General features: G+C 59.7%; 10 protein-coding genes. 4 read left to right on the forward strand and 6 right to left on the reverse strand.

Annotation, left to right across the window (positions count from 1 at the left end; genetic code table 11):
- Nucleotides 1–34: 34 nt before the first annotated feature.
- From DTW90_RS34310 to DTW90_RS34320, 3 genes are all read right to left on the reverse strand, one after another.
- Nucleotides 35–892, reverse strand: a complete 858-nt coding sequence (locus tag DTW90_RS34310) for a carbohydrate ABC transporter permease (RefSeq protein WP_149344348.1) — start codon at nucleotides 890–892, stop codon at nucleotides 35–37.
- A gap of 9 nt (nucleotides 893–901) precedes the next feature.
- The gene (locus tag DTW90_RS34315; RefSeq protein ID WP_149344350.1) at nucleotides 902–1,789 is read right to left on the reverse strand and encodes a sugar ABC transporter permease; all 888 of its coding nucleotides are present in this window, start codon (nucleotides 1,787–1,789) and stop codon (nucleotides 902–904) included.
- A gap of 93 nt (nucleotides 1,790–1,882) precedes the next feature.
- Nucleotides 1,883–3,157 carry an ABC transporter substrate-binding protein gene (locus DTW90_RS34320; protein ID WP_188080160.1) on the reverse strand — a complete coding sequence of 425 codons (1,275 nt, stop codon included), beginning with the start codon at nucleotides 3,155–3,157 and terminating at the stop codon, nucleotides 1,883–1,885.
- 189 nt (nucleotides 3,158–3,346) lie between these two features.
- On the opposite strand from DTW90_RS34320, the gene DTW90_RS34325 reads away from it, so the two are divergent.
- From DTW90_RS34325 to DTW90_RS34340, 4 genes are all read left to right on the forward strand, one after another.
- Nucleotides 3,347–4,384, forward strand: coding sequence for a Gfo/Idh/MocA family oxidoreductase (locus DTW90_RS34325; RefSeq protein ID WP_149344354.1), 1,038 nt, complete (start codon nucleotides 3,347–3,349; stop codon nucleotides 4,382–4,384).
- On the forward strand, nucleotides 4,384–5,148 hold the full coding sequence (locus DTW90_RS34330) for a GntR family transcriptional regulator (RefSeq protein WP_149344373.1): 765 nt from the start codon (nucleotides 4,384–4,386) through the stop codon (nucleotides 5,146–5,148). The genes DTW90_RS34325 and DTW90_RS34330 overlap by 1 nt, the downstream gene beginning before the upstream one ends.
- A 120-nt stretch (nucleotides 5,149–5,268) precedes the next feature.
- Nucleotides 5,269–6,273 (forward strand): SIS domain-containing protein, encoded by a 1,005-nt coding sequence (locus tag DTW90_RS34335; protein ID WP_210251460.1) that lies wholly within the window; start codon nucleotides 5,269–5,271, stop codon nucleotides 6,271–6,273.
- Nucleotides 6,274–6,285: 12 nt separating this feature from the next.
- A complete protein-coding gene (locus tag DTW90_RS34340) occupies nucleotides 6,286–7,188 on the forward strand; it encodes a BadF/BadG/BcrA/BcrD ATPase family protein (RefSeq protein WP_149344377.1) in 903 nt (300 codons plus the stop codon).
- Nucleotides 7,189–7,259: 71 nt separating this feature from the next.
- Here the strand turns inward: DTW90_RS34340 and DTW90_RS34345 are convergent, their stop codons facing one another.
- The 3 genes from DTW90_RS34345 to DTW90_RS34355 all read right to left on the reverse strand — a co-directional run.
- Entirely contained in the window at nucleotides 7,260–8,621 is a 1,362-nt protein-coding gene (locus tag DTW90_RS34345; RefSeq protein ID WP_149344378.1) for an NAD-dependent succinate-semialdehyde dehydrogenase, read from the reverse strand.
- A 30-nt stretch (nucleotides 8,622–8,651) separates the two neighbouring features.
- A complete protein-coding gene (locus tag DTW90_RS34350; protein WP_149344380.1) occupies nucleotides 8,652–9,500 on the reverse strand; it encodes a sugar phosphate isomerase/epimerase family protein in 849 nt (282 codons plus the stop codon).
- A gap of 17 nt (nucleotides 9,501–9,517) precedes the next feature.
- Nucleotides 9,518–10,586, reverse strand: a 1,069-nt coding sequence (locus tag DTW90_RS34355; protein ID WP_149344382.1) for a dihydrodipicolinate synthase family protein, incomplete at its 5' end; no start/stop codon positions are given.

Below are 10,586 nucleotides of genomic sequence, written 5' to 3' on the forward strand. Positions count from 1 at the left end.
TCCAAAGTCAGATGGAAACCTTTTCCTCGGGCAGCTATTTGCCGACACCCTGGCTGAGGCCTCTGATGAACTGTCGCGAGAAGATCACGTAAAGGACGATCAACGGCACCGCCCCAAGCGTTAACGCAGCAAGCAAGGCCGGATAGTCGCTGAGGAACTGCCCGACGAACTGCTGGACGCCGAGCGTTACCGTTTGGTTGGACTTGCTGGGGGCCAGGATCAGCGGAAACCAAAGATCATTCCAGACCGGCAACATCGTCAGGGTGGCAACCGCCGCAAGCCCAGGCTTCACGATTGGCAAAGCGATCAGGAAGGTGCGGATTTCTCCGGCGCCATCAATCCGGGCCGCCTCCTTGAGCTCGGTCGGAACGGTCCGAAAATAGGCAACCATTAGCGTCACTGCGATCGGAATACTCATCGCCGTATAAACGAGGATCAACGCCGTCAGGGTATCGACGAGGTTCCAGGAGATCATAATTTCCAGGATCGGAACGGTGCCCAATCGGATCGGCAGCATGATCCCGACCACGAACAGTCCAATCAGTGGCGCGGTCATCCGCAGACGGTACTCAACGAGAGCGAAGGCGGCCAATGCCGAGGTTGCGACGGTCAGCATAATCGTCGCAACGGTAACGATCAGGCTGTTCTTGTAGTTCATCAGGAAATTTCCGCGCGTGAAAACGCGCAAATATCCATCGACACTGAAGGTCTTCGCGGTCGGCAGATCAAAGGGGCCCCCGAAGATCGCGGGCGTCGTTTTGAACGAATTCAAGATCACGATCAAGATCGGCCCGAGCGCCAGCAGGACGAACAAGATCAGCAGCCCGTGCACCACGATCAGTTCGGCTCTCCCATTGCGGGTCTCGGTTTTGCGATGGTTTGGCGTATCCATGGCCGGCTCCTAAATCTGGTGCTGTTTCAGGCGGCGCTGAACCAGCCAGAAATAGATGGCGGTTACCACCAGCATCATCGTGAAGATCACGGTTGCAACGGTTGCTCCGAGATCCAGATTGGCGACCTGGCCGCTTGAGCCGAAGAACGTCCTGTAGAAAAACGTGCCGAGAATATCGGTGCTGTAATTCGGTCCGGGTGCGGCCCCGTTCAATGCGAATACCAGGTCGAAACCGTTGAAGGTCCAGATGTAGGTGAGGATGACGATCAGGCCGAACTGCGGAGCGATGAGCGGAAACTTGATGCCCCAGAATATCTTCCAATTGCTGGCACCGTCCAAGCGCGCCGCCTCGACGATATCGTCCGGTACAGCAAGAAGTGCGCTATAGAGGAAGATCATCGGAATGCCGACATATTGCCAGACCGACATCAGCGAGATCGTCGGAAGGGCCGTGCTCGCGGTTCCAAGCAGTGGAAAGCTGACCAATCCCCACAGCGGATTGATGATAAGCCGCCAGATGAATCCCACGATGACCACCGACAGCGTGGCCGGAACAAACAGGAGTGTACGGTAAACTCCCTCCGAGCGCTTGAGGACGCCCGATGTCAGAAGCGCGGCCAACAGGAGGCCGATCGGAACTTCGACGACGAGGTGAATTGCAAAATATTCGATGTTGTTCAGAAGCGCGTTCCAGAAGCGCGCACTCGTGACAGGGTGGGTGAACAGATAGAAATAGTTGGCCAGGCCGACGAAGGTCGGGCGGGTCGGGTTGTCGGTATCGAAGAAACTCATGACGATAGACGCCGCCAGGGGCAAAACGGCAAAGGCGAGATAGATCGCCAGCGCTGGCAAGACGAACAGAAATAAGCTCCAGCGGGCTGTCGCAGGACGATTCACTCGGCAAGCTCCGTATTCTCGAATGCGGGATATCCATGCAGCACGTACTTCCACGCACCGATTGCTTGGCGCGTGAAAGCTGTTTGAGCCGGCTTACTTCTTTTGAGGAGCATACCATGAGGCGAGGCCAGCCTGCAGTTCGGCCGTCGCCTTTTCCGGCGTGACATCATCGCCGATCATCATCGTCTGAAGGACGCGCCAGATCTCATCGTCGAGCGGAGGATTGCCTGCGCTCAGACGATCAAGCGCGAGACGCGGCGTCAACTGCGCGCCTTTCTTCAGGTCGGCGAATTTTTGCGCCAGCTCGTTCTTGTAGGTCACGGGCTGGTTGCTCATCGCAAAGAAGCCTGGAGCCTCGTTGACGTAGATCTCCTGGAATTCCGGGCTGGCAAGCCAGGTCAGAAACACCTTCGCGGCATCTTTGTGCTTGCTGGCCTTGTTGATGCCGATCGCCATATCCGGCATTTCCTGCAGGTAGCGCTTGTCGCCGTCCTTGGAGGCCGGCGGACCGAAGACCCCGACATTGAGGCCGGTCGCCGTCACCTGGTTGATATCCCACGAGCCATCGGGAAGGATCGCCGCTTTGCCGAGGGTAAACAACTGCGTCATATCGGCATATTGAAGGCTGGCCTGGCCCGCCGGAAGGAAGGGTTTCCATGCCGCAAAGGCGGCAAACGCCTGAACGAATTCCGGATCCGTCAGCTTCTTGGTTCCATCGATCAGGCCGAGCCGCCCGTCTTCGCCATGCCAGTAGGCCGGGCCGATATTGTAAAGGCCGTTATAGGCCAGCTGCCAGGATTCGGCAGATCCATAGGCCAGCGGCGTGTATTTGCCGTTATCCTTGATCTTCTGCAAAACCTTGATGAACTCGTCCTGCGTCTTGGGAACTTCCAGGCCAAGCTCCTTGAAGATGTCGACGTTATAGTAGAAGCCGGCGAGGACGGCTGCGACCGGCAAGCAGAACGGCGCACCCTTTGCATCCGTCCAGGCCGCCTGCGACGTCGCCGCGAAATTCTTCATGCCGTCGAAATCGGCGAGCGGCTCGAAATATCCTCTGCCGATCCACTCGCGATTCACATCGAACGGACGGCAGGTCAGCAGGTCAGGCCCAGCGCCCGCCTCGATCTGCGACTGAATGGCGGCGTTGTATTCGTTTGTATTGATAGGGGCGAACTCGACCTTGATATTCGGATGCTTCGCCTCAAAAGCGGGCAGCACCTTGTCCTGCCAAACGGCAATGTCTTCGGTGCGCCAGCTTCCCAACTTGAGCGTAACGGCGTCGTCAGCAAAGGCGCTGCCTGCGACCAACGCAAGACCGAGGCCCAGCGACGTCAAAGCGCTGCTGATCAATGCATGCCTATAACGCATTTGATATTCTCCCATTTTTAAAAGGCTCTGAAACTGCTCCCGCTCAGGCCCTTCGGCGGACCCGAGTTAACAAGTTGGAAAATACCTCTCAATACAAGATGTAGCAAGTTTTATTTTTTCTTCCCATTTTTGTCTTATGTGGTATTGCTTGAAACGCTTATTCGGCAATTTCGACTCGTGGAGGACAGCATGATCGGTGTAGGACTATTGGGCTCCGGCTTTATCGGTGATTGCTACGCTGACGCGCTCTTGGACGTGCGGAACGCGAAGCTGGCCGCATGCTATTCGCGAGACGCGCAACGAGCGTCTGCATTTTCTGCCAAGTGGGGGCCGGACGTCCGCGCTTATACGGACATGGACGCATTGTGCGCCGACCCGACGGTGAATGTCGTCGTCATCGCCGTGCCGAACGAGGTTCATCTTGAGGCCGTCCGGATCGTCGCCCGCCACGGCAAGGCCGTCATCTGCACCAAGCCCCTCGCACGAACCGAGCCGGAGGCGGCCGAGATGCTGAAGGCGGTGTTGGATGCCGGCATCTGGCACGGCTACGCCGAGAGTTCCGTCTTTTCCCCAAACATCGCCAAGGCCTACCAGATGGTCCAGGCGGGCGGCATCGGCAAACTGCTGACGATGCGGGCTCGGGAAGCCCATTCGGGACCGCACGCGCCTCATTTCTGGAACGCGGAAACAGCAGGCGGCGGCGCCTTGCTTGACATGGGTTGCCATACCGTAGAATCCGCTCGTCACTTTTTCGGCAAGGACAACCCGGTTGTCGAAGTGATGGCCTGGGGAAGCACGATGGTTCATGGGGACAAGACGACAGGTGAAGATGCGTCGATTGCATTGCTCAAATTTGCAGGCGGCGAACTCGCAACGATCGAATCGTCCTGGATCGAAAAGGGCGGCATGCAGCTTCGCCATGAGCTCGTGGGCTCCGGGGGACGAATCGTGACGGACACGTCGGTCGGACCGGTGTGGGGTTTTGTCGAGAAGCCGGTCGGTTATACGGTCGAAAAAGCCGATGCGGAGACCGGCTGGGTCTATCCTGTTCCTGAAGAGACCCGCGCCTATGGCTTTTCGCAGCAGATGCGTCACTTCATCGACTGCTACGCAAAAGGCGAGGCACCGGCCGAGACCTTTGAGGATGGGGTGATCGTCAATCGAATTATCGATGCTTGCTATCGCTCGATGAAGACGAAAATGTGGGAAAAGGTGGCGGTGAGTTGATGTCCAAACTGGATGCGCGGGTCGCTCCGCTTCAATCGGATTCGCCTGAGCCGTTATGGCAGCAAGCCTCAAGGGCCATTACGCGCGAGATCGCCGTCCTGAAACTCGGTGCCGGCGGCCGCCTGCCGCCGGAACGCGAATTGCTCGAAAAACTGGCCATCAGCCGCGTGACCCTGCGCAGAGCCTTGCAGAGCCTCGTCAACAGCGGCGTTCTGGTGTCGTCGCACGGACGGGGATGGTATGTTGCGACCGAAGCCCATCAGGAGTTTCCGCAAACGCTGGAGTCGTTCAGCGAAACGGCTGCCCGTCTCGGCCTTGCTCCGTCGTCGGATGTCCTGAGCGCACGCCAGGCCGCCGCAACCCTTGATCAGGCGGAGATTCTTTCGATCGCTCCGGGCTCGATGATTTTCCATTTGGACAGGGTTCGAAGGCTCGACGGCGTGCCGGTCGCCGTCGACACGTCCTACTTCCCGCTGATGCGCGGCCTTGATCTTGCCGGCGTCGATTTCGCCAATGCTTCCCTGTTCCGTCTGTTGACGGATGCGGGTGTCGACCTGGCGCGGGCAGATTCGACGATAGAAGCTCAAGGAGCCGATTTCGAACTCGCGAAGCATCTCGAGATAGAGGTCGGAATGCCGATTCTGGCGATGAAGCAGTTGATCGAGGACAGCTCCGGCCGGCCCGTGCTCTGCTCGACGATCCGCTACGCCGGCGACCGTTACCGTCTGAGGACGTCTTTCTCCCGTACTGGAAAAACCGTCTAGAGGTCGATGCGCAATCTCAGCTCAGGGCCTTAACCTCACCCAACAAAACGAACGATCGAAATGGCGAGACGTGCTGATGCCGCTCCAGGCCGATCGACGATGCAACCAAGGAGACACCAATTGGTAAAAGGCTACATTTCGCTCGCCGAGGCTCGAACGGCCCAGGCCAACGCCTTGGACAGCGCAATACCTGCAATTGCCGCCGAAGTGCAGGCGGCCCAGCGCGCGAACGTGCTTGGGGGACCAGGACCGATCTTTCTTGGCATAGGCGCCAGTTTTGCCGCCTCGGCTGCGGCGGTCTGGGAACTGCGCTCGCGTCAGATCCATTCCCTGCGGCTGAATGCCGGAGAGTATCCCCTTCCCTTTCCCCGGAGCGCGCATCCGATCATCGGCGTTTCGCAGAGCGGCAAGAGCTCGGAAACACTTGCCGTCCTGAAGAGCGTTGATCAGACGTATCGTCTCTCCGTCGTCAATGCCAAGGGCTCGCCCATCGCCGATCTGTCCCGCCAGAACATTTCGCTTGGCGGTATTGCGGACAGCTATGCATCGACCATCGGCTACACGGCGACGATCGCCGCCCTCGGCATGATCGCAGAGAGCTGGGATGGCGGAACGATTGAGCCATCCTGGTCATCCGTCGCGGATGCCGTTCGCGCGCTGGAGAGCAGGCTTGCCGCGCAAAAAGAAGAACTCGTCGGTCGCCTTCGACATGCTCAATACGTCGATTGCGCCGCTATCGCCTCGTCCGTGGGCTCGGCCGAAGTCGGCTCGCTGCTTCTTCGCGAAATTGCCCGAATTCCGGCGACGGGCATGTCCACCAGACAGTATCTTCACGGCGCGATGGAATCTGCGGGCCTCGGCACGCACATCATCTTCGGCGACGAGCGCGAAGTACAGTTGGCGACCACGCTTGCACGCGCCGGACATCAGACAATCCTGATCAGCCCATTGAGTGTCACGCCCGAAGACCATCTGAGCCATATCAGCCTGCCGGTGTTGCCGGCAACGCAGCGGCCTCTCCTGGAGGCGATCGTCATGCAGACCATCGCCGTCGAGACCGCTGTTGCGCGCGGGTTGGATCCGGACGCATTCGTGTTTGAAAACCACGATACAAAAGTTGCCTGAGAGGACGTCAACATGAGTGAGTGCCTCATTGCTCTGGATGTGGGCGGTACGAAAACGCATATCGTGGTTGAAACGATTGATGGCGTCAGACTGGTCGATATCGTTGTTTCGAGCAACGGATGGGACGCCGAGCCTCCACGAGACGGAGCGGCTTGGATTGCGGAGCGATTGCGCGCCCACGTTCCCGCCGATTTGAAAATCGGCGCGACCGCATTTGGGGCTCAGGGCGTCAACAGCGCCGATATTGCCACGCAGCTCGAAGCGGAATTGCGCGCTCATGGCTACCAGGCAAAAGCGGTTAACGACGCCGCCTTGATCGTGCCGGCCGCCGGCTTTTCACAAGGGTTCGGTATTATCGCCGGGACCGGAGCAATCGGGGTCGGCGCAGACAGCAACGGCAAGCCGCTGTCATCGGGCGGCTGGGGCTCGGTCATCGGCGATGAGGGGGGAGCCGCCGCTCTTGTGCGAGAGGCAGCCCGCGCTGCATTGCGGGCCGCAGACGAAGGTCGCCCCGCCGACGGGCTGCTCGGCGCACTGATTGCGGATTTCGGCGTTGAAGATGCGGAACGCCTGACCCGCCGGGTCAATGACGACCCTACCGCCGAAAACTGGGCACCGCATTGCCCCAGCGTCTTTGCTGCCGCCGATGCGGGTTCAGACCTGGCCGCCGGAGTGATCGAGGACGGCGCCCGGCATCTTGCCGCGCTGGTCGCGCAACTGATTGCCCGCGGCGCGGTCGGAACGGATATCGTTGTCGCCGGCAGCGTAATCGTCAACCAGACGAGATTGCTGGAGGGCTTCAAACGATCGGTCGGTGAAACGAACCCATCTCTCGTCGTGCATGTTCTCGATGTTTCGCCGGTCGAGGGCGCTGTGTTTCTGGCCAGAAAAATGCTGATGAACAGGATCGCCTAGGGCTTTTTTGACAAAACGGCCGCGACCAGTGATCTGATCGCGGCCGTTTTCTTTTGGTTGACCTTTGCCGATCAGGCACCCTTCCAGACGAGCTTGGCGTTTGTCAGCTCTCTTGCTCCGAGATCTCCGAGCTCGCGACCAAACCCTGAGCCCTTGACGCCACCAAAAGGAGCGCGTGGGTCCGATCGCACGAAATCATTGATGAAAACGGCGCCCGCCTCTATGCGGCCTGCCACCCTCTCCGCCCGCTCGGCGTTGCCGCTCCATACGGCGGCACCGAGGCCATATTCCGTATCGTTTGCGAGCGCGATTGCTTCATCTTCATCCCTGAAGGTGAAGAGCATCGCCACGGGCCCGAAGAATTCCTCTCGAGCGACATCGGCATCGTGCGGCAGGTGCGATAGAACCGTCGCTTCATAAAAGTTGCCCGGACCTTCGATCGACTTCCCGCCGGTCAGGATCCGCGCACCTGCCCTAACGGCGTCGTCAACCTGCCGCTGGACGTTGTCGCGAATATCCCTTCGGGCAAGTGGCCCAAGCTTGGTCTCCGGGCTCATGGGATCGCCAACCGGTATTTTCTTGGCGGCTTCCACGAATGCCGCAGTAAAGCGTTCTGCGATCGATTCCTCCACCAGAAGCCGCTTGGCGGCAATGCAGCTCTGCGCATTGTTCGAATAGCGCGATACGACGGCCATCTGGACCGCCTTGTCGAAATCGGCATCGCTGAACACGATGAACGGATCGGACCCACCGAGTTCCAACACGACTTTCTTGCCAAGCGACCCTGCCTGCTGCGCCACCGATCGGCCGGCTTGCGTACTTCCGGTTACGGTGACGGCGGCGATGCGCGGATCGCTAATGATGGCGGGGGCACGCTTGCGGTCGATCACCAGATTTGTGTACAGGCCCACCGGACCACCGGCATCAAGGACGAGCGTCTCGATGGCCGCTGCCGATCCCTGCACGCTTTCGGCGTGCTTGACGACAACGGTGTTGCCGACGAGAGCGGCGGGAATGAAGAAGCGCAGCACCTGCCAGAACGGCAGGTTCCAAGGCATGACACCAAAGATCGGTCCGAGCGATTGATAGACGATCTTGGCTGGCGTTCCTGGAATGGCCTCGTCAGCGACATAGGCCGCCCCGTCGCCTGCAAAATGACGAGCGCCAAAGGCCGATTTCTTAACCTCGCCCTGTGCTTCCGCAAACGGCTTGCCCATTTCAGAAACAATGAGTGCGGCATATTCGTCGACTCTTTGTTCAAGAAGATCCGCAAGCCGAATGAGGAACGCCTTGCGCTCCTGCAGCGGCGTCTGCGACCAGCTTTTCCATGTGTCGAATGATTGCTGTAACAGGCGCTCCACATCGGCATCGCTCTGTTCTTCGTAGGTGCCAATCAGTTCGCCGTTTGTGGGATTAAATGATTGAAAGCTCATTGCTACCTCCTCCAGATAGAGATGTAAAAGTCAGCATACTGTCCGAAACCGTTCGATGCATGTGGAAAGCACCTCTTCGCCCGGCTTCTTCCACCAGTTCTGGGCCGAGAAGATCTCGACCTCCTGCGTTCCGTGATATCCGGCTTTCTCGATCGCGGCACGGATGCCTTTGAGATCGATGACGCCGTCACCCATCATGCCGCGATCGAGCAGCAGATCCGTGGTCGGTACCAGCCAGTCGCAGATATGGTGAGCGAAGATGCGCCTGGCGGCACCGGCGCGCGCAATCTGTTCATAAAGCTTCGGATCCCACCAGACATGGTAGACGTCGATCGCGACGCCGATCCCGTCGCCCAGCAGATCGCAGATGTCGAGCGCTTGCTCGAGCGTGTTCACGCAGGCCCGGTCGGCGGCATACATCGGATGCAGCGGCTCGATCGCCAGCGGAATACCTGCGGCCCGCGCATGCGGCAGGATGGCAGCGATGCCGTCTGCGACCATGTCGCGCGCGCTGGAAATGTCGCGCGAGCCGGGCGCAAGGCCGCCGACGACGAGCACGAGGCAATCGGCATTCAACGCTGCGGCCTCGTCGATGGCGCGTTTGTTGTCATCGATGGCTGCGGTCTGGCCTGTGGCATCGGCGGCCGGGAACATGCCGCCGCGGCAAAGACCGGTAACCCTCAGCCTGTTGTCGGCAACGATGCGGGCTGCCTCGGCGAGCCCGATCGCATGAACCTGATCGCGCCACGGAGAAATCGCGGTGATGCCCTGCGTCAGACAAGCCTCGACCGCTTGTCGCATATTGTATTGCTCGCGCACGGTGGCAAGATTGATGGATAGACCGTCCACTGCCCCTGCTGCTGCCCCTATTGGTGCCATTGTTCGCTGCTCCCGCCTTAAAGCCCTGCCGTCGCGAGCACCATCGCCATGCGATGCGCCGCCAGATCGGGATCGCGTAGCACGCGTGCCTGATCGGCCAATCGAAACAGCTCAGACAGGTGGACGATTGAGCGCGTGCTCTGCTGGCCGCCGAGCATGTGGAAATGGCTCTGGAAGCCGTTGAGATAGGCGAGGAACACCACGCCGGTCTTGTAGAAACGGGTCGGTGCCTTGAAGATATGCCTTGAGAGCGGAACGGTCGGCGCCAGGGCCGCATGAAACGAATCCATGTCGCCCTTGGCCAGTTTCTGCAATGCAACGCTGGCCGCCGGAGCGATCGCATCGAAAATGCCGAGAAGAGCGTGCGAATAGCCCTGCTCGTCGCCGGCGATCAGTTCGGCATAGTTGAAATCGTCGCCGGTATACATCTTCACGCGCGGATCGAGACGTCGGCGCATCAGGATCTCCTTTTCCGCCGACAGCAGCGATATCTTCACGCCATCGACCTTGGCGGCATTGGCGTTGATGATGCCGACCGCCGTATCCATCGCCCTAAGATCGTCCTTGGAGCCCCAGTAGCCGCTGAGCGCCGGATCGAACATGTCGCCGAGCCAATGAATGATGACGGGCTCGCGCACCTGGGAGAGTATCCGGTCATAGACGCGGACATAGTCATCCGGTCCCTTGGCGGCAGCCGCCAGGGCGCGGCTTGCCATCAGGATGATACGGCCGCCCTGCCCTTCGACGAAAGCCACCTGCTCCTCATAGGCCCGGATGACGTCATCCACGCTAACGTCAGGACCGGATGCAAGGTGATCCGTACCCGCACCATAGGCAATCAAAGCGTCGGAACGGCCGCGTGCCGCTGACTGGGCATGGGTGATCAGCTCCTTTGCGCCGGCCCAATCGAGCCCCATCCCGCGTTGCGCCGTGTCCATGGCCTCGGCGACGCCGAGACCGAGATCCCAGAGATATTCGCGAAACGCGATCGTGCGCTCCCAGTCGATGTTGCGATCAAGCCAGGGATCGTTGTCGGCCAGCGGGTCGACGACGACGTGTGCCGCGGCGAAGGCAACACGGTTGAAG

The organism is Neorhizobium sp. P12A, assembly GCF_008365395.1.
GTDB lineage: Bacteria > Pseudomonadota > Alphaproteobacteria > Rhizobiales > Rhizobiaceae > Rhizobium.

Bases quoted from the DNA above. Each gene is read 5' to 3' on its own strand.
- DTW90_RS34310 (WP_149344348.1), bottom strand. From the start codon at position 892: ATGGATACGCCAAACCATCGCAAAACCGAGACCCGCAATGGGAGAGCC.
- DTW90_RS34320 (WP_188080160.1), bottom strand. From the start codon at position 3,157: ATGCGTTATAGGCATGCATTGATCAGCAGCGCTTTGACGTCGCTGGGC.
- DTW90_RS34325 (WP_149344354.1), top strand. From the start codon at position 3,347: ATGATCGGTGTAGGACTATTGGGCTCCGGCTTTATCGGTGATTGCTAC.
- DTW90_RS34330 (WP_149344373.1), top strand. From the start codon at position 4,384: ATGTCCAAACTGGATGCGCGGGTCGCTCCGCTTCAATCGGATTCGCCT.
- DTW90_RS34340 (WP_149344377.1), top strand. From the start codon at position 6,286: ATGAGTGAGTGCCTCATTGCTCTGGATGTGGGCGGTACGAAAACGCAT.
- DTW90_RS34345 (WP_149344378.1), bottom strand. From the start codon at position 8,621: ATGAGCTTTCAATCATTTAATCCCACAAACGGCGAACTGATTGGCACC.
- DTW90_RS34350 (WP_149344380.1), bottom strand. From the start codon at position 9,500: ATGGCACCAATAGGGGCAGCAGCAGGGGCAGTGGACGGTCTATCCATC.